We start from the raw sequence: 21120 nt of genomic DNA, 5'->3' as shown, positions 1-21120 counted from the left end.
AAGCGTTTACTATTTAAATTGATAACAACGTTGTTATTTTGTGTTGTTTAATCCTCTGAAATTACTCCCCATAGATATAATCAAGGTGACAACGTTGTTATAATTTGAGCATTTTCCTCACCAAGTCTTACTCAATTCCTCAGGTTAATTCTTTTATGTTCGGTTAGTCCTTTCATGGAGCTATAAATAGAGTGTAGCTTCCATGATGTTTAAATATATCTACATTATGAAGGGAGGATCCTAACGGAAGAGGCTAAATATTGAAAAGGAGAGGATTTTGAAATGAGAAGCAATTATAAAAGATTACTAGCAATCTGGTTAATATTGATTTTAGCTTTTCAACCTATAAGTTTAGTTGTGTTTGCTGAGTCAGGCGAGAGTGAGCCAAGTCCTAATATGATAAATATCAGTAGTGATTGGAAGGGCAGTGTTTTTGGAGACAATGGAGGACAAGGGAATTACACATATGATAATTTTGAAGTCACAGAGAATGCTGATGAGACGGTAACTATTCGAAGTTCTAATGATAGAGGGAAAATATCTAGTTCAACGGAAGGCATCGCCTATTATTTTAAGGATGTTCCTTCTGAGGGCAATTTTGAACTAACAGCAAAAGTTCATGTCGATGCATGGACGGCGAATAATCAAGTCTCCTTTGGCCTAATGCTTAGAGGGAATGTCTTGGATAATGAAAACGATGGAACATTCACAGGAGATTATGTAGCAGTTGGTGCTCTTGATCAAGAAATGAAAGGTTTTTATAAGTATGCGGGTGCTGGGATACAAAAGGATGGGCTGACATTTCAATCCACTGCACCAGCAGCTGAAGAAGATTACAAGTTAAGTATTCAAAAGTCAGGAAATCTTTACATTCTAAAAATCGACGATGAAGTTCAAACAATTGAAAACTATAATGGAGAGATTAATTTTGCAGGTTTATTCACATCTAGAAATACGACCGTTACGTTCAGTGAAGTTGATTTATTAATTGATTCAAGACAAGTTTCAAGCATACAAGCAGACACAAAAGAAATGAAAACAGAATACCTACAAGGTGAACAGCTTGACCTATCAGGTTTAAAAGTGAATGCTTCATTTGATGATGACACTGAAGCTGAGCTTTCAAGTAGTGATTATATTGTTACGGGTTTTGACAGCAGTGAGGTTGGAACAAATACAATTACCATTCATTACAATGGGGCTACAACGACAATAGACCTTGAAATTAAAGCATCTAGTGTGACGGGATTAGAGATAAAATATTACCCAGCGAAAACTGTCTATTTTAAAGGGGACTCCTTTGACCCAAATGGGGTTGTTATTGTAGCAGAATACGAGAATGGACTTAACTATGAAGAGCTATTGAGTAGTCAGTATTCGTTTGTGATTAATGAAGAAGAGGTGTCTGAGACTGGTTATATTTTTGAAGAGGCAGGTCCAGTGGAAATAACCGTTCACTCTATCGAAACACCTGAAACAACAACGAGTTTTGATGTAGAAGTCAAAGATGCAGAGATCACTAAACTTGATATTAGACAATTGCCCGTGAAAACTCTTTACTTCTTAGGAGATGAGTTGGATCTTGCTGGCTTAAGTTTATATGCTGAATATAGCGATAAAAGTGCGGTAAGACTTCTGCCAGGTGAGTATGAGGTGTCTAGTTTTGATACAACAACAGTTGGAGAGCAAGAAATGACTGTATCTTACAAAGGGGTTACAGCCAGTTTCGAAGTTAATGTGAAAGAAAAAGAGTTAACGGCAATAGAAGTAACGAGCTATCCAAAAACTACATATGTTGTTGGCGAAGCGTTTGACTTTGAAGGGTTAGAAGTATCAAAAGTTTATGATAACTTGGAACTGGAAGTTTTATCCGAAGAACAATTTGCAATTGATGAGTCAGCATTTGATGGGGCTAAAGCTGGTACGTACGACATCCGCATTGTTCCTGAAGATCGTGATATTAAACCAATTTCATTCCAAGTCACAGTAAGAGAACCTGTTGAACACGTTTGGAAGAAAATGAGGTTTGGTCAATCGACTTCTGATCAGCGAAACTATGTCGAAGTCCAAGAAGATGGGACTGTTAAGATCGTTGCTTTGGAAGGTGGAGGGAAAATTACAGGTGACCATGATGGGATCTCTTTCTACTATACGGAAATTGATGCAGAGGAAGATAACTTTGAATTGTCGGCTAATATAAAAGTGATTGAATATGCGAAAAACCCTCATGATGGACAAGAATCATTTGGAATTATGGCAAGAGATGCGATTAATCAAGTTCAAGATGCCAGTGTATTTGCTTCAAATATTGCTGCGGTAGGCGGATTTAGTGGTGGAACACGAGATAAAAATGGAACGCAAGGATTTATTAGAACAGGGGTATTAGCTGCGGATGGGGAAGGTAGTGAAGGCATTCATAAGCAGATGTTAAATCAAGATAGGCCAACAGCTGACAACACCCAAGACTACCGACTAACGCTAGCAAAAACAAATAGTGGCTATACAATGAAACTGAATGACGGCGAAGAAGTGATGTTTTATGAACCTGAAATTCTCCATGTTCAAGATTCAAAAATTTACGTTGGATTTTACACGGCTCGTCTTGCAACAATTGAAGTAAGCGATATTGATTTTACAGTTACAGCGACTACAACAGATGCGCCAAAGGTTGAACCACCATCAGAGCCAGTTACACCAACTCTCTCAATTGAGTCCCTTGATAAAACCTCTAAAACGGATTACAACTTGATGGTGCAATCTAATGTTGACGGAATTGTAACGATTAGGCAGGGACGAGAAGTTATTGCACAGGATGTAGATGTGAAAGCAGGAGAAATTCGTGAAGTTGCAGCAACACTTAACTCGGGAAATACCAATTTTAGCCTTACATTCTTGCCTGATGATACGCAGTATTTAACTTCTTATAATCCAATTGTCCGAAACTTTACGGTTGTATCAAAATCGTATGAAGGGGATATTTATGTATCGCCAACTGGGACAAGTAATGGAGATGGTTCAAGAGAGAACCCTCTTGACCTTGATACCGCTATTCATTATGTAAGTGAAGGACAAAAAATCATTGTCCTTGAAGGGCAATATGTACGTGACGCCAGCCTTGAGATTAGAAAGTATAACGATGGTACTGAGGATGCGATGAAGTATTTGGTCGCTGATCCAACAGCAAAAGAAAGACCTGTTATTGACTTTGATAGACGCTCAGAAGGTGTCGTTCATAGTGGTGATTATTGGCATGTGAAAGGAATTGATTTTGCTCGCTCAGCTGGTAATACAAAAGGGTACACAATTGGTGGAAGTGACAACGTTGTAGAAGATATTCGTGTATACGAGCATGGGGATACAGGATTGCAAATCAGCCGTACGGATGGATCACCCAATAAGGAAGATTGGCCGTCGAATAACTTAATTTTAAATAGTGTTGCTTTCGATAATCGTGATCCATCTGAAAACAATGCAGATGGCTTTGCAGCTAAGCTAACAGTAGGTGAAGGGAATGTGTTTAGAGGATGTATCTCACACAACAATATCGATGATGGGTGGGATCTCTATACAAAAGTCGGTACTGGTGCAATTGGAGCTGTAACCATTGAAAATAGCCTTGCCTTTAATAACGGTCGTCTGACAAACGGTTATGAAGGAAATGCAGGGAAAAATGGCTTCAAACTAGGTGGAGAAGGTGTACATGTGCCACATATAATTAAAAACAGCATAGCATTTGGAAATGGGTACTTTGGATTTACTAGTAATAGTAACCCAGGATTAATTGCTAAAAATAACATTGGTTACAACAATCATGGGGCAAATTTAAGTTTTACAACATATGATCATATTCCGACGGACTTTACAATTGATGGTTTTGTGTCCTATAGAACTGATGAAGTAGGAAGCGCAAGAGATAGTTATCCTGCCAACTTGGAATCAGATAGGAACTATTTATTTAACGGATCTCATTCAGAAAATAAATCAGGGGAGCCATTGCCAATAGACATTCTAGAAAGTCTAGAATCCATCTTTGAATTTGATGGTGATGGGAAAATAGTCTCGATTAAACGGGACAAAAATGGAGAAATCCTGTGGGGAGATGTTTGGGAGTCATTTAAGGAACTAATGCATCCTGAAAAAGAGGTTGAAACCATTGAAGTAGCAATTGACTTCACACCTCGAATGCTGAATCTAGAAGGAGTTAATAACAGTAATGGTAAAAATCAATCTGTTGCAACAGTGAATATTGAGTTTGCTGATCAGGAGATTAGTCAGACGGTTGAATTAGAATCAATTCGATTAAACGCTACAGTGAAGCCAGTTCAAGTTCAAGTTAATGGGAAAAAAGTGACGGCCAAACTTTCTCGACAAGACCTTGATAAGGTATTAGAAGAAGGGAATCAAGTCCCAATTGTGATGACTGGTGAGATTCAATCTGGTGATTTCTTCAAAGGCACAACACAAATAACAGTCCGAAAGTAAACTAAATAGACAGCTGAGAATCAAGGTTTCTCAGCTGTCTTTCTGTTTCCGCTCAGTGTCTTCCTTTGAAGCGGTTTATATTTAAATGTCACACTCTCCAACTAGGTGAATATCATGACTTTTGAAAGGAGAGATTATAATGAATCATTATTATCAAAATGAATTCGGTGACGCACAGGCAATGTATGATCAGTGTCAACAGTATATGAATTATCATGTAACGTTATCAATGAAAGACGGACAACATGTAGATGGGATCATTCAAAGTGTTGGTAATGATGGAGTTCATGTTTTGGTTGGTGAGGATGTTATGGACCGTGATGACCAAGATGAACGCTATTTTGCTGGAGGCGGTTATGGTTATCCTGGTAGAAGGTATAGACGATTTAGACCACAATTTTTTCCACTCGCAAGCTTAGCCGCGTTAGCGTTATTGCCTTATGCATATCCGTACCCATACCCATATCCTCCATATCCCCCGTACCCGTATCCATATTACTAAAATAGTTAGATTATAGAGTGATCCTGAACTAAAAGTATAAGAAGCGCATTGACATTTTAATGCGCTATTTTAATTTTTTTTATTTCTAATGATAAATCTGGTGTTTTACTAAATAAGGAATTCAATCAAATCTTTCAGAAATGAAACTTTTACAAGGCTAATACGTATTTAGAAATGAAAGGTGGGACCAACACATGATGAATAAGAAGATATTTAGTGCCTTGATTGTATCGATTTTGCTATTTATTCCAACACAAGTGTTGGCTGTTGATTATGAAATTACAAATGTAGAAATTCATGCCTATTTACTTACAGATGGGAATGTTTCGGTTCAAGAAAGTCATACGTATGATTTCAGTGGAGAGTTTGGAGGAATCATAAGAGAAATTATCCCGAAAGAAGGAACGGAAATTATACAACTTGAAGCATTTGAAGACAGTCAACCTTTATTAGTAGAAACAAATGAAACGGAGCATCGCATTCACCGTACTGGTGAAGATGAGACGATCACAATCGATATATATTATGAAATAAAGAATGGCGTGGATGTTTACGCCGATGTTGCTGAGTTTTATTGGCCGTTTTTTGATCGGAGCAATGATTCTACATATGAGAATTTGATGATCAATGTATATCCTCCAGAATCAACTTCAGAAGTCATCGCTTTTGGTTATGATGAGGCTTTTCAAAAAGAGTCCGTTTCCCAAGATGGCCATGTTCAGTACAACTTTGGACAAGTGCCGAGGAAGCAAAACGGTGACATTCGTGTTGCTTATAATGCGAGCCTATTTGGTGCCGCTACGGAAACGTCGAATGAATTGATGAAAGAGGAGATCGAGGCGGCTCACCTACAATTAATGGATAAAAAAATTGCTACTGCAGAGAGGAAGGAATTCCTCTCTGCGTTAGGAGCAATCTTAGTCCCTCTTGTTAGTCTTGGTATGCTTTTTCTTTATGCGAGAGCTTGGCTTGAAGCTAAAGGAAAACGCGCATCATTGATGAGAGAAGGTACAAATGAAGAAGTCGTCCCAAAAGAAACACTCTCGATGCCAACAACTATTTTTTATCTAAATTATCACCAATTCCAATCAGAAGCGATCGCAGCTGCCTTATTGGATTTAGTACGAAAAGGACATGTGAAGAAAATTGGTGATGACAAGTTTAGACTTGTTAAAGGTAGTGGGTTATTGAGACATGAACAGATTTTGACGGAATGGTTATTTGATGAAATCGGTGACCAAGATGAGTTTTGTTTTGATGATTTAATTACCTACCTCGAGGATAAAAAAAATCATCAGAAATACCAACGACAAAAAAACATGTGGCAGGAAGCCGTGCGAGCGGAATTAAAGGAAGCTAGATTGTATGAAAATAAAGTCATATATCGAGTGATGATAGGTCTATTAAGTCTGATTTTACTTCCGATAATTATATTATTTGCAGTACATGGATTAGTTTTCTATGCCGTTTCAACTGGTATCTTGTTCAGTGGGTTCCTCTTGTTTGCAATTTGTTATTATCCGAAAACATTAAAAGGGTCAAAAATTACCCTAGAGTGGCGTAATTTCAAGCAAAAGTTTCAAAATTTGCAGTCTTCACAATGGCAAACTTTATCAGAAGATGACAAAATGCGAGCCTTTATCTATGGGCTAGGGATAAATGATAAAAGCATAAAAACGAAAAATGAAACATTGATAAACGCATTTAATCCTTCAATAAGCTCCAATCCAATGGGGACACCAGCCTATAGCTTTGATCCAACCTGGCTTATCGTGGCAGCGGCGGCCACGTCGAATTTTAATCGGGCAGATCGGACAACAGGAGTAGCTGACAGTAGTTCTGGAGGGAGTTCAATTGGTGGCGGATCTGGAGCAGGAGGTGGTGGAGGAGGGTCTGGTGCCTTTTAATTTAAAGGTTTAAAGTTAGTTAATTGTAAAGGTGATTATGGAATTCTTAAAAGACATCCATAATCACCTTTTACTTAAGAGAATGACAAAATAATTAAATGGGGTGACACAAAAAGGAATAAAGTATATAGGACATTTGTATAATGACAAAAGAAGGGAGGTGGCAAGTTGGGAATTAAGTTTATTAAGATCTCTGTAGTTTATTTTGTTATCGGTGTAGTGCTTGGATATTATATGTCTGTTGCTCATGCTTATAATCTTACAGGAGTCCATGTTCATATTAATTTGCTTGGATGGACTTCCATGACGCTTGCGGGTATTTTATACACGTTATTCCCAAAAACAGAGTCTAGTATTCTTGGAAAGATTCATTTTTGGCTCCACAATATCGGTCTTCCGCTTATGATGATTGGTTTATTTTTTATGCTTCAAGGAAATAGTTCTCTACACTTCTTTATTCCAATTGGTGCAACGGCTGTGTTATTAGGAGTTATATTTTTTGCTATAAATATATTGACAAATGTAAAGAAGGAAGACGTCCTAACGTTGAAGACGAATTGATTGAACGAAGAGTAGGAGAGACATTAGATCAAACGAAAAAAGAATGTATCCCTTCATGGGCACATCCTATTTTCGTCGCTTCCTATTTTGAGTGTTCAGTTACCCACTCTTCAATTAATGGATACGTGTGTTTAACAGCGCTTCTTCCGACAGTTACAGAGACATGGCCAGCAGGGATAAGCTTGAAAGTCTTATCTTTGCTCGAGATTTTCTCCATTAAACGCTCAGTCTGTTCAGGAATCGCAATATGATCACGATCAGCTGCAATGTTAAGAACATTTGCTTTAATGTTTTTAAGCTCAACTTGCTGTCCACGTATATACAATTCATCCTTAATTAACTTGTTTTTCTGATAAAATTCTCCAATCCATTGTCTGTATGCTTCTCCCGGGAATGGAACTCCATCACCAACCCATTTTTGCATGAGAGTCCAGTTTTTAACGAATTTGTCGTTATCTGCTCGATCTGCTAATGCTATATATGGACCAAAGTAGTTCACTAACGGTTTTAATAATTTGTTCCCGAAATCAATTGTTTCGGCAGGGATGTTTCCAAACGTATCAACCATGAGATCAAGATTGAAGTATCTTTCATCTACCCAATTCGTAAATAACCCTGCATCTTCGAAATCAAATGGACTTGTTAAAAAGATGGTATTTCGAATTGGTAAGTTCGGATGCAGTGCTGTAAAGATAGCCGTTAATGTTCCACCAATACAATATCCGAGTAAGCTGACTTCTTTTGCCTGAGATGTCCGAAGCACTTTCTTTACTGCGCGTGGGATATAATCTAGCACGTAGTCATCTAATTTCATATGACGATCTTCATAACCTGGTGTTCCCCAGTCTAACAAATAAACGTCATGTCCCTTATCTGTTAAATACTCAATTAGGCTGCTGCCAGGAGCTAAATCGAGAATATAAGGTTTATTTATTAGCGCATAGATCATTAGAATTGGAACTTTATTTGTCTTTTTCTTAGCTGGTTGATAGCGATAAAGCTTTGCTTTATTCTTCGTCCAAATAACCTCTTTAGGAGTCTGACCTACTTTGGGTTCAGGCTCTTTTGTGAGGACATCCATCACTCGTTTAAAACGTTTAATGTCTTTTTGACAATCCTCAGGCACTGTGTCCATTAATGTTTCTAGCGATTTGGTAGTAGTATAAACCATTAACCATTCTCCCTTTCACATCTAACCTAAATTTTTGTTACATGTATAATCCGCCATTGACATTGATGCACTGGCCAGTGATATAGCTATTATTTGCTAAGAAGAGCACAGCGTCAGCGATTTCTGCAGTTTGACCTAAGCGTTTCATTGGAACTTTCCCAACAATTTGTTCTAACACTTTTTCTGGCATTTCTGCAACCATTTCCGTCTCAATAAATCCAGGACATACTGCATTGACTGTAATGCCTTTACTAGCTGTTTCTAAAGCAAGGGATTTGGTGAAGCCAATCATTCCAGCTTTTGAAGCAGCATAGTTTGTTTGACCAAAGCCACCAGCTTGTCCGATGATGGAACTAATATTAATAATACGACCAAAGTTTTGCTCAAGCATTGGGTTAATAACAGCTGAAGTAGTATGATAAATACTATTTAAGTTGACGTTAATAACCTCATTCCACTCTTGCGTACTAAGCTTTTTGAACGTACGGTCTCTTGTAATACCAGCATTATTAACAAGGATGTCTACTTTGCCATAATAATCGATTGTATTTTCAACTAATGCATGAGCTTGATCATGGTTAGATACATCCGCTTGGAACGCGACACCGCTTCCACCTAGTTGATCAATTTCAAAGAGAACCCCATCTGCAGCATCTTTTCTAGCGTTGTAGTTAATGACAACTTTTGCACCTTTGCTAGCTAAATCTTTAGCAATCGTTGCGCCAATGCCTCGTGAACCTCCTGTTACGATCGCAACTTTTCCTTCTAAGCTTAAACTTTCTTGTTGATTTAAGGCTGAGTCATTTTGAATAATTGTCATTTTGATTCCTCCAATTTTCTTATAGTTTTAGTTTGTGTATTAAAGAGTTACTAGACTAGTATAGTTATTCTGGCTTTTGGTCTTGCTCTGAAGAAGGAGGATCCTGTGTAGCTTGCTCTTCTTCATTGGTCAATATTTTCAAAATTTGACTCATTTTTTTATCGAGTCTTGTTATGCTTGCTTTTAATTTAGTTATTTCAGAAGATACATTTTGATTAAGGATCTCGTCCTCGATTTTCTCGTCAAGATTTTCGACTTTTTCCTCTACGTTAATAATTAGAGAGGCAACGCTTGAAATTTCTTCACGAGTTGGAACATTGATTTGCTTAAGGTAAGCATCAGTTGCACTTTGGATAAACTGCTGATACTGGAGGTATCCGCTCTGCAAGTGTCCTAAATACTCTGCGTATTCTTCTTTTTTCAGAGTTTCATGGATTGCGTCGCTTAGATTTGACTCTGTTTGTTCATACATGCTTTTCCACAGGGCAAAAGGATCTAGCGTTGTTTGTTTTGACATGAATCCCACTCCTAACTTTTTATTTAAAAGCTTTTACAATTTAATAGTAAGGCAAAATGAGTAGATTTTTGGCAAAAACAATTCGTAAAATAGTTTCATTTTTCCTTAAATTTAGACAGTTTGTGCGCTTTCATTTAGGTGAGTGTGTAGTTTTCTTGTTCTTTTTGTCGTTTTTTGAATGAAGTGGTAAAGGTTGACTTTTTTTACCTATAGGTGTAAATTACATATAGAGATATTTTTTAATAATTGGTGAGAAGGTGATAGAATGACACCCAGACGCAGTAGCATAGATAAAAAGAAAGCAGAAGCAGCTGGAGCTCCAAAAAATTTCATTATTCCTGTATTACTGTTGCTATTAAAGGATTGGAATGCACATGGTTATGAACTAATGCAAAAACTAACGCAATTTGGGTTTCACTCTGTTGATCAAGGGAACTTCTATCGAATTCTTCGTCAACTTGAAAAAGATGAACTCGTAACTTCAGAATGGGATACAACCTCATCTGGTCCAGCAAAAAGAATTTATTCCATTACTTCGGCAGGAGAGCAATACCTTGATATTTGGGCAAGTTCACTAGAGCAATATCAAAAGATGCTTGATCAATTTTTTAATATGTATACAAACTTCTTCACCCCACCTAGATAAACAATGAAGATCAGAGGATTAAGTAGAATAACTTCATAGTTAAGTCACCGAAACTTGTTAGTAACATAAACAAATGTATTTAACATTGTTTTATGTTGTTAATACCAAGTCATAATTGGCTACGGTAAATATAATTTAATTACGTGGAGGGATTTTAGATGGTGGCAAAAAAGGAGACGAATAATTCAAATAGTGGTTTCGTGAAAGATTGGTGGAGTCAATTTAACTATATTGAAGAATTTGAGACAAGAACACTTCAAGCTTTTGATAGTCAAAGAGAATGGATTGAAGGAACGAAAGAGCAAATAAATCAATTTGAAGAGAATTCAAAAAAGATGACAACTGAATGGAAAACAAGCACACAATCATTACTTGAAAATTATAACAAGGCACTTGGTGGACAAAATTATCAAGATTGGTTGAATAAATTAGAAGAAATCGGTCATAAGTCTCAAGCGATTGCTACTTTACCAAGTAAGGCTTCACTTGAGCTACTCTCAAAGTCAACGGATCAATTACAAGAAACATTTGCAAATACGATAGCTCAAAATCAAAAAATGCGTGAAAAAACGACTAATGCATTTGAAGGACTTTTTGACCAGTGGCAGCAAACACAGCCTCAAATGTTTAAATTCTTCGACTATTATGCAACTAATACAAAATAAATATTTCTAATAGGAATCCAAGCTCATTCATAATAATAACGGCTTCTTTGAGACAATACTTCTCAAGATGATCCAAGTTAGACTTTATGGATGGCTAGTTTTCCTTTTTTTATGTGCAAGCGATTTCTAAAGCCCTTAATCACTATTAACCTTGTTACTTGGATCTGGACAGAGACCTGAATAAGTAAGGGGGAATGGAAATGAGATTAAATGGGAAAGTTGCGATTATTACAGGTGCATCAAGAGGAATTGGAGAAGCGACAGCCAAAAAGTTTGCTTTAGAAGGTGCAAAGCTTGCATTAGTAGACTTAAAGAAGGAAGATCTTGCTCATACTTTAAAGATGATAAGAGATTTAGGTGGAGAGAGCATTGCTATTGAAGCAGATGTGACAGATCGGCAAAATGTCGAAAAAATCATGGAAGAAACTGTTGCTCAATATGGTCACATTGATATTGTCGTTAATAATGCAGGTATTACGAATGATGCGAAATTAGTAAAGATGACAGAACAGCAGTGGGACAGTGTCATAAATGTCAATTTAAAAGGGGTATTTAATGTCGCTCAGGAAGCAGCAAAAGTCATGATTGAACAAAAAAGCGGAGTTATTTTGAATGCTTCTTCTGTTGTAGGGCTTTATGGGAATTTCGGTCAAACCAATTACGCTGCAGCAAAGTGGGGAGTCAATGGGATGACAAAGTCTTGGGCAAAGGAATTGGGGAGATATGGTATCCGTGTCAACGCAATTGCTCCTGGCTTTATATCTACTCCGATGGTCGATAAAATGCCTGAAAAGGTGAAAGAGATGATGAAGAGTAAATCGGTATTAAATTGCATGGGTGAACCAGAAGATATAGCAAATGGTTATGCATTCCTTGCATCGGATGAAGCGAGATATATTACCGGTACAATTTTAAGTATTGACGGAGGTACGGTTATTTAGTCTCTGTGAATAGTATAATTTGTGTTTGACAAAGGTGTTCGTGAAGAACATACAAAAATCAACGGATGCAACACTTGGGAGCTACAAGTGTTGTATCCGTTTTTGTTTTCGTTATTAAGAAAATGTAATGATGAATTTCAAAAATATATCAGATATATGCATCTTTTGTTCAGCATAATCGTCTATACTTACGACAAAAGATGTGGGAGGTTGAGAAATGAACGATCACGAACTCATACGTGAGATTATTACAGGTGATCAACAAGCTATTCAGCAATTGCATGAACGTTATGTGGACCGAATTTTTCAATACATATACATACAAACGAATAGCTATCACGACACAGAGGAACTGCTGCAGGATGTCTTCTTTAAAGTGGCAAGACAGCTTGACCGATTTGAAGGAAAATCTTCCTTTAAAACATGGATATTTAAGATTGCTCGAAATGTCGTAATTGATTATTACCGTAAGCAAAAGAAGGAAAGGCAGTCCATCTCAATGGAAGTAGACGTGATTGAGCACTTTAGTGGCAAAGATGAATCGGCGGAAGATACCGTTTTTCGTAATTTTCACATGGATGAACTTCTCGAGAGCATTAATAAGCTACCAATCCACTATCAGACTGTTCTCCATTTAAGGTTTATAGAGGATTTTTCAATTAAAGAAACAGCACACATTATGGGGAAATCAGTTCTTGCTGTCAAATCAACACAACGACGGGCGAGAATGGCTCTTTCTGAACGGATGAATATGGAGGTGAATAGTCGATGAGTGACCGCAAACGTGAGGATGAGGAACTTCGCTATATTATGCAGAAAAGGAAGGCGATGAAAGCTTCTAAGGAAGCGAGGAATAAAAGTTTACTTGCGTTTCAAAAAGGCCTGAAAGATCTTAGTACTCGCCCTAGAAAGGAACAGAAGCGAAAGAAGCTTGGTCAACGTGTTATTGGAGGGGTGGCAACGCTAGCTGCCGCAAGTATTGCGGGTTTATTAATTCTAAATCTAACAGTCTTTCAAGACGACACGCAAGATGAAGTGCCAACTCACACGCTTCCGGAAGATGGAAAAGGTGAGATAAGAGCGGGAGAATCAATAGACCTGCAGCATATCGAAGAAAATGTTGAACTAGTTAAAAGGGTGCTCGAGAGGCCGACTTTTGATTATGATGATTTAAATGCAATGAACACCACCAATATTTACAACAATACATTTTCTGTTCACCTTCCTAGGAACTGGTTTGTAGAGGAAGAAGAGGGGGAAGATGTTCATTCAGTCAAGATAAATGGGCCTGACTCAGAACAAATGAATCTTCTTGTTTTTGATATTGATGCGGGTGAAGAACTAATAGAAGAGCAAATACAAAAGTTAACCGCTGATTTCTCACAAACGGCGGAGACGATTGTGCCCACAAATACTTTAATAGAGGAAATGCGAATGAACTTTCAGATTTCATTTCCTTTCGATCATGTATTCCCTTTCGATATGGAAAACACTAGGATGTATGCATTCATTGATGAAGAAAGCGGACGCTTTATGGAGTTGTATGTCTCTGACTTATTAGGACAACCGATGATTTATACGGCGGATTTTCCACTTGACAATAAGGAAAGTTGGTTTGTATCGTGGCTCATTTTTACATACATGAGGGTGCAGACGCCATACACTGTTCCTGGGTCAGAAGGAGAGCTTCATGATGAGTACCAACGTCCTCTGGAAAAAACAGTCCTCCTACAAATAGGCGCCTTTGGATTCGAGGAAGTACAATTGGAGCTCTATGAAAATGAAGAAGTAGGAATCACAAGCTATCTTCCGCCGGAGACAACGATTGAAAGAATTGAACACGATTATTTTACCGAATGGCGCTTTAGTGAGCCAACGGTTTCAGCCGACAGCTTTTACTCATTTGGTAAATTAAAAGATGGGTTTCCTCTCGAGCAAGGTAAAGAAATTATGTTTGATGCTTTTAACATAGACCATGCTTACCACGAAGATTTAGGTGGTGGGACTCCATACCATTACGCCTATTATAGTGGAATGGACGAGGAATTTATCGATGGATTTATTGAACTGTTTGAACTTTCTGGAGAGTGGTTTTACAAGCATAAGCACGCAGACCGTGAGGATTATAATGGAGGTGTATTTATGCAAAGATTGCAAACGTTTATTGATTCTCTAGAGAAGCACTAAGATACGTTACATTGGGGGAATCACTAAAAATGTATGAATTAATTAAAGGTAGCCAGACAGGTTTTGGGTTACCTTTCTATCATATTGATTGGAAATTGGCGCAAACATTTTTACACGTAGTCTACATTTCCATAGTTCAAGTGTGATTATAAAAAAGTACTAACAGCCCCGCCAACGCTGTCAGTGTAGCGACCCCTGATATCGCTCTACCCAACATGATTGTACTATTTAATATGGTGAAATAAGTGTATTCTATGTAAAGAACGTTTGAAGTTTTCATGAAGAGAGTAAGGGACGGCTTTCTTCTAATTCGTTAGTTTAGGGGCATAAAGTGGTGAAAATGTGCACAATATTAGTGCGATCAGAATTTAGTATGTCTTAAGAGGGGAATTATTTGAATATTGACAACTATTATCGAATCATGGTACAAACTGCATATGGTTTTTCTACATATGAAGTTGAATTGAAAAAGATTACAGAAGGAAGGGCTTACGATGGAACAAAGTTGCAAGATAATAGATTGTACCATTCGAGATGGAGGGTTAATTAATAATTGGGACTTCAGCGTTGAATATGTTCAAGATTTATATAACGGACTCAGTGCTGCGGGTGTTGAATATATGGAAATTGGTTATAAAAACTCACCTAAGCTGCTTCAAGCGACGGAGCCGAACCCTTGGCGTTTTTTAGATGATCATTTCATAGAAGAAATTATTCCACAGAAAAAATTCACAAAGCTCTCTGCATTAGTTGATATTGGACGTGTGGATCCAGATGACATTTTGCCACGTGAACAAAGTCCTTTAGATATGATTCGTGTTGCATGTTATATTCGTGAAGTCGATAAAGGCCTTCAACTTGTTCAAATGTTTCATGATCTTGGCTATGAAACATCTCTTAATATCATGGCTCTTTCAAGTGTTCCTGAGAATCAACTGATTGAAGCATTTAATATGGTGAAAAAGAGCGTAGTTGATGTTGTATATATTGTTGACTCCTTTGGAAGTTTAGACCCTGCTGACATTGAGCATCAAGTGAAAAAGTTTAAAGAAATGATTCCTAACAAGAAGCTGGGGATTCATACGCATAACAACATGCAATTGGCATTTGCTAATACTTTGACTGCGATGCGAAATGGAGTTACCTTTCTGGATTCCTCTGTTTATGGAATGGGTCGTGCAGCAGGAAACTGTAATACAGAACTTCTCGTTACTCATATTCAAAAAGCAAGCTATGAATTAAAACCAGTACTCGATGTCATTGAGAAGCACATGTTAGAAATGCGTCAAAGATGGGAGTGGGGTTACATCATCCCTTACATGATCTCTGGAACCCTAAATGAACACCCACGTGTTGCTATGGCTTATCGTGCGAGCGAAGACCGAGATAAATTCGCTGATTTTTATGATAAGGTAACATCACCAGAATCCTCATTGGCTTCAGAGTCGAAATAGGGTAGTAATTCATTCAAAAAAGCGCTCAATTTGGGCGCTTTTTTGAATAAGTTTATAGATATTGCGAAAAATGTCGTATTTCCGGGAGAAACAATTGATTTTGCTATTTCAGTATGATATATTATCATCCGTTGCCTTTGAAATTAGTGTAATTTAAATTTTTAGATAAAAGACAAAATTTTGTAATATGGTTTTGTGTTTCATGGAAATTGTAGGGGGATAATAAATGTCATCAAGAGGTTCATTCACAAATGTGATTGCAGTTGGTTTTATGTTGTTTGCGTTGTTCTTTGGGGCGGGGAATTTAATTTTTCCGGCGATGCTTGGTCAGATGGCTGGGGAAAACATTCTATTAGCTAATGCTGGATTTATTGTGACAGGTGTCGGGTTGCCTTTTCTTGCAATTTTGGCTTTGGCCTTTTCAGGTAAGGGTGATTTACAGTCATTAGCAAGTCGAGTACATCCATTGTATGGAATTATCTTTACTGTGGCACTATACTTAGCGATTGGACCACTATTTGCTATACCTAGAACTAATACGGTTTCATTTGAAATGGGGATTAGACCATTTATAAATAACCATGATAGCTTTCTCCCATTGTTGCTGTTTACAGTTGTCTTCTTTGGGATTGCGTTATTCTTTTCATTACAATCTAATAAGCTAGTTGATATTATTGGAAAGTTTTTAACTCCATTATTATTGATTTTTATCGGGATCCTTATAATCGTTTCATTTGTTAATCCAATCGGACAAGTTCAAGCACCTGCTGAATCATTTATGAATAATAGTTTCTTTAAAGGCTTCCAAGAAGGCTATTTAACGATGGATGTTCTAGCGGCTTTTGTCTTTGGAATTGTGATTATTAACATCATGAAAGAAAGAGGAATCACTACGAAAAAGGAAATCATGATTTCAACTTTCAAAGTGGCTGTTATTGCAGGGGTACTGCTTACAATTATTTATTCCTCTTTAACGTATATGGGAGCAAAAAGTGTGATCGAGCTTGGCCATTTAGATAACGGAGGTGCCATTTTAGCAAGTGTATCAAGTTATTATTTTGGTTCATTTGGTAAGCTGTTATTAGGTTTTATTGTGATTGCTGCTTGTTTAACAACAAGCATCGGATTAATCACATCTTGCGCATCTTATTTTAACAAGATAGTACCTTCTATTTCTTATAAAAAATGGACCATTGTCTTTACGATATTTAGTGCGGTTATATCAAACTTTGGTTTGTCGACATTAATAGCTATTTCTGTTCCTGTACTCTATATGCTATATCCATTAGCCATGTGTTTGATGTTGTTAACTTTTCTTCACCCTCTATTTAAAGGGAAAAAACAAGTGTATCAGGTAAGTATTTTATTTACCTTTATTGTTAGTCTGTTTGAAGGATTACATGCAGCAGGAATCCGGATCGACGTAATTCATGATCTATTTACTGCTATTCTTCCATTATATTCTGTTGGGTTAGGTTGGGTTGTTCCAGCTATTGTGGGTGGGATCATTGGATTCCTAGTTAGTATAGCCAACAAAGTGAACCAACCTTTAGTAGAAGAAAAATTGTAATAATTTAGGGGGTATCCCAAAAAGGTAAAAAACAGACCTTTTTGAGATACCCCTTTTTTTGTGAACGTCCAATTAATTTGGTATCTTTATTAAAATTTCTAAAATTTTAGAAGATTGAATTTAGAACTTGGAATTAAAAATAATATGAAATATAATACAACTATTGAAACTATAGCTTTGAATGGATAAACAAGTCTGATTATGAATGAGGGAGTTTATATTATGAGAAAAATTCTATTCATTGGGGATAGCATAACCGATTGTGGAAGATTAGAAGATCCGGATGGACTAGGAGATGGTTATGTAAAGCTTTTACATGATTATTTGGTAACATCGTATCCATCGACCTCGTTTCAGTTTATCAATGTGGGAGTTAGTGGGAATCGGATTGTTGACTTGCAAGCAAGGTGGAAAACGGATGTAATTGCCCATCAACCGGATTATGTTTCTATATCTATTGGAGTGAATGATGTATGGAGGCAATTAGACCGTCCAGATTTAGAACAAGTAACTCCGGAGAAATTTTACCGCATTTATGTAGAGTTATTATCTAAAGTTAAAGACGATACGGATGCCAAAATTCTATTAATGGAACCTACTATTATTGGAGAGGATCCTAATTCAATCGGAAACAAAATGTTATTAGATTACGTACAGATTGTTCATACAGTTGCAAAGCAGTTTGATGCAACAGTTATTCCAACGAATAAAGCTTTTATTCACTATTTGCAAACAAATCCTAATCATACACTTACGACAGATAGCGTACATATGAATTCAAGGGGGAATATGTTAATGGCTACTACTTGGCTAAGGGCAGTGGAAGACCAACTTATATAAAAGAGTATGGGAGGGCCGCTCTGGTATCCAAAATGAATCTAAACTATATATGATAATAAATGTACGCGTGTTCATGAGAGGGGGAAAAGGATATCCTTATTGTTAAATAGAAAAAGTAGTGCATATCAAATTGAAAGCGTTTAATTATAACGAGGGAGGAAGTACTCTATGAAACTAGGTATCATTGGTTGTGGGAACATAAGCAGCATCTATCTTGAAAACTGTAATAGATTTTCAGAACTTCAGGTAAAGGCTTGTGCTGATTTGGACCGTCAAAGAGCTATAAAACAAGCGGAAAAGTATGGCGTACCGTCTGCGCTTAGCGTTGACGAACTATTGCTTGATGAGGAAATTGAGCTAGTCATAAACTTGACGATTCCCAAAGTCCATGCACAAGTGTGTAGACAAATTTTAGCTGCGGGCAAACATGTATATGTCGAAAAGCCTTTAACTTCTGAACTAAAAGACGGAGAGGAGTTAATCGCATTAGCTAAGGAAAAGGGGCTTCGCATCGGGAGTGCTCCAGATACTTTCTTAGGGGCTGGTATTCAAACGTGTAAAAAACTCATAGACGACGGGGTTATTGGAAAACCTCTTTCAGTTACAGGATTTATGATGACACCAGGTCATGAGAGGTGGCATCCTAATCCAGATTTCTACTATGAAGTAGGGGGAGGACCGATGTACGATATGGGGCCCTATTATTTGACCACGTTTGTTCAGTTGTTAGGACCTATGAAAAAGGTTACTTGCTTAGCGTCTCAAGCGTTCTCTGAACGTACGATAACGAGTCAGCCGAGATATGGAGAAAAAATAACCGTACAGACTCCAACCTATTTATCAGGTACAATTGAGTTTACAAATGGGGCCATTGGTACACTGATAACTAGCTTTGATACCTTTACGAAAGTGGACTATCCTAACATTGAAATATATGGAACAGAAGGGACGTTAAGAGTTCCAGATCCTAATACGTTTGGAGGTCCAGTATTATTAAGAAAACCTGGGAGTTCAGAGTGGACTTCTGTAGAATTGATTTCTGATTATCATTTTAATGCTCGAGGTTTAGGTGTATTAGAAATGGTAGATGCGATAAAGAAGGATAAACCACATCAAGCCAGTGGAGAAGTAGGGTTACATGTGTTAGAGGCCATGCATGGATTTCACCAAGCGGCAGAAACGGGGATGCATTATGAATTAAGAAATCAATGTCATGTTTCTACGGTATTAACATAAGAAAACACAACAACAGGGCGGATTTCCCTGTTGTTGTGTTTTTTTATTAGTACTCTTTAACCTAGAGCTTCGTTCTTTTGCTTTTCTTTTTTTACTAGAACTTTTCTTTCCCAAGCTCTACTCTTCCAACGCCAAAATAGAACCATTCCTCGTAGCCATTCATCAATGATAAAAGCCAGCCAAATCCCAATTAATCCATAGCCAAAATGTATACCTAGCAAATAGTAGAGAGGGACACTTAAGGCCCAAATGACAATAATGGTTACTAGCATTAAATAACGAGCGTCACCAGTCGCTTGTATTGCTTGACCGAGAACGATATTAAAGCAACGACCAGGCTCAAGAGCAATCCCCATCAATAATAAAATTCCTCCTGTCGAAATGATTACTGGGTTATCTGTAAAAAGCTGAAACAACGGTTCCCTAGCTATAAAAAGGAGGATAGCCACTCCGAGACAGAGCAGCATACTCATACGAAGGTTTTTAAGGGCTGTTTTGTAGGCTTTTTCGAATTCACCGGCTCCAACTAAGTGTCCAATAATAATTTGCGTTCCTCTTCCTAAAGAAATGGAAATAACAATAGCAAAAAACAAAATATTTAAAGTGTAAATTCTAGTCGTCAACATCACCTGTCCGAGTGAAACGATAAAACCAGTTGTAACAATTTGACTTAATGAATAAGAGAGGTTGCCAATTGCACTAGGAACGCCAACGCTTAAGATTTGATAGAACCGTGCCTTGTTCCAATCAATCATATCTTTTAAATGAAGTCGAATCTCAACTCTCTTAAATAAAATCATAAAGTTAACGATTAGACCGATAAATTGACTAACAACGGTTGCAATAGCAACGCCAACAACTCCTAATTGGGGGAAGCCAAGAGCTCCAAATATTAGAAGATAGTTTCCAATGATGTTAATAATATTCATTCCTACGGTTACAAACATCGTATCTCTTGTGTAGCCATGAGCTTGAACAATCGCTGATATGGTAAGCATCATTGCTTGAAGGAACAATACGCCGCCTACAATCAGTAAAAAGACTCTTGCCTGATTAAATAAGACTGGTTCAAGGTTGAAGAAGCTGAGAAACGTCTGGCTAAAGAGAACCATAATGATGCTAATGAGTAAACCAAATAAAAAATTAAAGGTAATCGCATTCCAGGCAAATTTTCGAACTTCGCTGAATTTCTTCGCTCCTAGATATTGAGCAATCACCACCCCAGCGCCAGTTGCACCAAATTGAAACAAAAAAAAATAAACATAACTATTTGATTCGAAACTCCAACGGCTGCTACAGCTTCATCCGATATGATGCTTAACATAAAGGTATCCGCAATTCGAAGCGACATGTGTAAAAAGGTTTCGATAAATATAGGCCAGGTTATTGCAAAAAGAGAGAGTTTTTTAACTTCACTTGTAGTCATTAAAGTCTCCTATCCCAAAGTTTGTTCAATTGCAACCATCTGTAAAACGCTTTCAATAACAAACTTAATCTATTCATTTGTTTATGGATTCATGCCCTAATAGTAATATAGATTATTATAAATGCAACGATATTTCTATAGAGTATAAAGAAAAGAAGTAAAATATGAAATAAATTAATTGTTTATAACATCTAA

At 37.3% G+C, this 21120-nt stretch carries 16 protein-coding genes and 1 pseudogene; 13 read left to right on the top strand and 4 right to left on the bottom strand.

The genetic code is table 11. The annotated features are described in order from the left end of the window. Positions 1 to 282: 282 nt before the first annotated feature. The 4 genes from LQ50_RS07905 (at position 283) to LQ50_RS07890 (ending at position 7452) form a co-directional block, all read left to right on the top strand. The gene (locus LQ50_RS07905; RefSeq protein ID WP_034627918.1) at positions 283 to 4482 is read left to right on the top strand and encodes a right-handed parallel beta-helix repeat-containing protein; all 4200 of its coding nucleotides are present in this window, start codon (positions 283 to 285) and stop codon (positions 4480 to 4482) included. A 139-nt stretch (positions 4483 to 4621) separates the two neighbouring features. Then, positions 4622 to 4984: a hypothetical protein gene (locus LQ50_RS07900; protein WP_034627916.1), complete on the top strand. Its 363-nt coding sequence runs from the start codon at positions 4622 to 4624 to the stop codon at positions 4982 to 4984. A 194-nt stretch (positions 4985 to 5178) separates the two neighbouring features. Next, complete coding sequence (locus LQ50_RS07895) at positions 5179 to 6891, top strand: DUF2207 domain-containing protein (RefSeq protein ID WP_034627914.1); 1713 nt, start codon at positions 5179 to 5181, stop codon at positions 6889 to 6891. Positions 6892 to 7059: 168 nt separating this feature from the next. Next, complete coding sequence (locus LQ50_RS07890) at positions 7060 to 7452, top strand: cytochrome-c oxidase (RefSeq protein WP_034627913.1); 393 nt, start codon at positions 7060 to 7062, stop codon at positions 7450 to 7452. A gap of 82 nt (positions 7453 to 7534) precedes the next feature. On the opposite strand, the gene phaC is transcribed toward LQ50_RS07890, so the two are convergent. From phaC to LQ50_RS07875, 3 genes are all read right to left on the bottom strand, one after another. Further along, positions 7535 to 8623, bottom strand: a complete 1089-nt coding sequence (gene phaC, locus LQ50_RS07885; RefSeq protein ID WP_052144649.1) for a class III poly(R)-hydroxyalkanoic acid synthase subunit PhaC — start codon at positions 8621 to 8623, stop codon at positions 7535 to 7537. Positions 8624 to 8660: 37 nt separating this feature from the next. Then, on the bottom strand, positions 8661 to 9443 hold the full coding sequence (gene fabG / locus LQ50_RS07880) for a 3-oxoacyl-[acyl-carrier-protein] reductase (protein WP_052144648.1): 783 nt from the start codon (positions 9441 to 9443) through the stop codon (positions 8661 to 8663). A gap of 64 nt (positions 9444 to 9507) precedes the next feature. Continuing rightward, complete coding sequence (locus LQ50_RS07875) at positions 9508 to 9960, bottom strand: poly(R)-hydroxyalkanoic acid synthase subunit PhaE (protein ID WP_052144647.1); 453 nt, start codon at positions 9958 to 9960, stop codon at positions 9508 to 9510. 265 nt (positions 9961 to 10225) lie between these two features. Between LQ50_RS07875 and phaQ the strand changes: the two genes are divergently transcribed. The 9 genes from phaQ to LQ50_RS07830 all read left to right on the top strand — a co-directional run bounded on the left by phaQ (position 10226) and on the right by LQ50_RS07830 (position 19499). Next, positions 10226 to 10606, top strand: coding sequence for a poly-beta-hydroxybutyrate-responsive repressor (gene phaQ / locus LQ50_RS07870; protein ID WP_034627911.1), 381 nt, complete (start codon positions 10226 to 10228; stop codon positions 10604 to 10606). Between the two features lie 158 nt (positions 10607 to 10764). After that, positions 10765 to 11271: a polyhydroxyalkanoic acid inclusion protein PhaP gene (gene phaP / locus LQ50_RS07865; RefSeq protein ID WP_034627909.1), complete on the top strand. Its 507-nt coding sequence runs from the start codon at positions 10765 to 10767 to the stop codon at positions 11269 to 11271. 200 nt (positions 11272 to 11471) lie between these two features. Then, positions 11472 to 12212 (top strand): 3-oxoacyl-[acyl-carrier-protein] reductase, encoded by a 741-nt coding sequence (gene fabG / locus LQ50_RS07860; RefSeq protein WP_034627907.1) that lies wholly within the window; start codon positions 11472 to 11474, stop codon positions 12210 to 12212. A 217-nt stretch (positions 12213 to 12429) separates the two neighbouring features. Next, complete coding sequence (locus LQ50_RS07855) at positions 12430 to 12984, top strand: RNA polymerase sigma factor (protein ID WP_034627905.1); 555 nt, start codon at positions 12430 to 12432, stop codon at positions 12982 to 12984. Continuing rightward, on the top strand, positions 12981 to 14399 hold the full coding sequence (locus LQ50_RS07850; protein ID WP_034627902.1) for a hypothetical protein: 1419 nt from the start codon (positions 12981 to 12983) through the stop codon (positions 14397 to 14399). Before LQ50_RS07855 ends, LQ50_RS07850 begins: the two co-directional genes overlap by 4 nt. A 494-nt stretch (positions 14400 to 14893) precedes the next feature. Further along, positions 14894 to 15853 (top strand): aldolase catalytic domain-containing protein, encoded by a 960-nt coding sequence (locus tag LQ50_RS07845; RefSeq protein WP_034627898.1) that lies wholly within the window; start codon positions 14894 to 14896, stop codon positions 15851 to 15853. 226 nt (positions 15854 to 16079) lie between these two features. Beyond that, the gene (gene brnQ / locus LQ50_RS07840) at positions 16080 to 17423 is read left to right on the top strand and encodes a branched-chain amino acid transport system II carrier protein (protein ID WP_034627894.1); all 1344 of its coding nucleotides are present in this window, start codon (positions 16080 to 16082) and stop codon (positions 17421 to 17423) included. Between the two features lie 222 nt (positions 17424 to 17645). Beyond that, entirely contained in the window at positions 17646 to 18263 is a 618-nt protein-coding gene (locus LQ50_RS07835) for an SGNH/GDSL hydrolase family protein (protein WP_034627892.1), read from the top strand. Positions 18264 to 18431: 168 nt separating this feature from the next. Beyond that, positions 18432 to 19499, top strand: a complete 1068-nt coding sequence (locus LQ50_RS07830) for a Gfo/Idh/MocA family protein (protein WP_034627890.1) — start codon at positions 18432 to 18434, stop codon at positions 19497 to 19499. Positions 19500 to 19555: 56 nt separating this feature from the next. On the opposite strand, the pseudogene LQ50_RS07825 reads toward LQ50_RS07830, so the two are convergent. After that, a pseudogene (locus LQ50_RS07825) lies at positions 19556 to 20823 on the bottom strand (MATE family efflux transporter). Positions 20824 to 21120: the final 297 nt, after the last annotated feature.

It is taken from the genome of Halalkalibacter okhensis (assembly GCF_000787375.1).
Classification (GTDB): domain Bacteria; phylum Bacillota; class Bacilli; order Bacillales; family Bacillaceae_D; genus Halalkalibacter; species Halalkalibacter okhensis.
The sequence above is the reverse complement of the archived record's forward strand: the minus strand, read 5'-3'. Positions and strand labels throughout refer to the sequence as shown.

What these genes read in the sequence shown, in the direction of transcription:
- phaC (WP_052144649.1), bottom strand. Translation starts at nt 8,623, where the DNA reads ATGGTTTATACTACTACCAAATCGCTAGAAACATTAATGGACACAGTG.
- LQ50_RS07900 (WP_034627916.1), top strand. Translation starts at nt 4,622, where the DNA reads ATGAATCATTATTATCAAAATGAATTCGGTGACGCACAGGCAATGTAT.
- LQ50_RS07845 (WP_034627898.1), top strand. Translation starts at nt 14,894, where the DNA reads ATGGAACAAAGTTGCAAGATAATAGATTGTACCATTCGAGATGGAGGG.
- brnQ (WP_034627894.1), top strand. Translation starts at nt 16,080, where the DNA reads ATGTCATCAAGAGGTTCATTCACAAATGTGATTGCAGTTGGTTTTATG.
- LQ50_RS07895 (WP_034627914.1), top strand. Translation starts at nt 5,179, where the DNA reads ATGATGAATAAGAAGATATTTAGTGCCTTGATTGTATCGATTTTGCTA.
- LQ50_RS07855 (WP_034627905.1), top strand. Translation starts at nt 12,430, where the DNA reads ATGAACGATCACGAACTCATACGTGAGATTATTACAGGTGATCAACAA.
- LQ50_RS07875 (WP_052144647.1), bottom strand. Translation starts at nt 9,960, where the DNA reads ATGTCAAAACAAACAACGCTAGATCCTTTTGCCCTGTGGAAAAGCATG.
- LQ50_RS07905 (WP_034627918.1), top strand. Translation starts at nt 283, where the DNA reads ATGAGAAGCAATTATAAAAGATTACTAGCAATCTGGTTAATATTGATT.
- fabG (WP_052144648.1), bottom strand. Translation starts at nt 9,443, where the DNA reads ATGACAATTATTCAAAATGACTCAGCCTTAAATCAACAAGAAAGTTTA.
- fabG (WP_034627907.1), top strand. Translation starts at nt 11,472, where the DNA reads ATGAGATTAAATGGGAAAGTTGCGATTATTACAGGTGCATCAAGAGGA.
- LQ50_RS07850 (WP_034627902.1), top strand. Translation starts at nt 12,981, where the DNA reads ATGAGTGACCGCAAACGTGAGGATGAGGAACTTCGCTATATTATGCAG.
- phaQ (WP_034627911.1), top strand. Translation starts at nt 10,226, where the DNA reads ATGACACCCAGACGCAGTAGCATAGATAAAAAGAAAGCAGAAGCAGCT.
- LQ50_RS07830 (WP_034627890.1), top strand. Translation starts at nt 18,432, where the DNA reads ATGAAACTAGGTATCATTGGTTGTGGGAACATAAGCAGCATCTATCTT.
- LQ50_RS07835 (WP_034627892.1), top strand. Translation starts at nt 17,646, where the DNA reads ATGAGAAAAATTCTATTCATTGGGGATAGCATAACCGATTGTGGAAGA.
- phaP (WP_034627909.1), top strand. Translation starts at nt 10,765, where the DNA reads ATGGTGGCAAAAAAGGAGACGAATAATTCAAATAGTGGTTTCGTGAAA.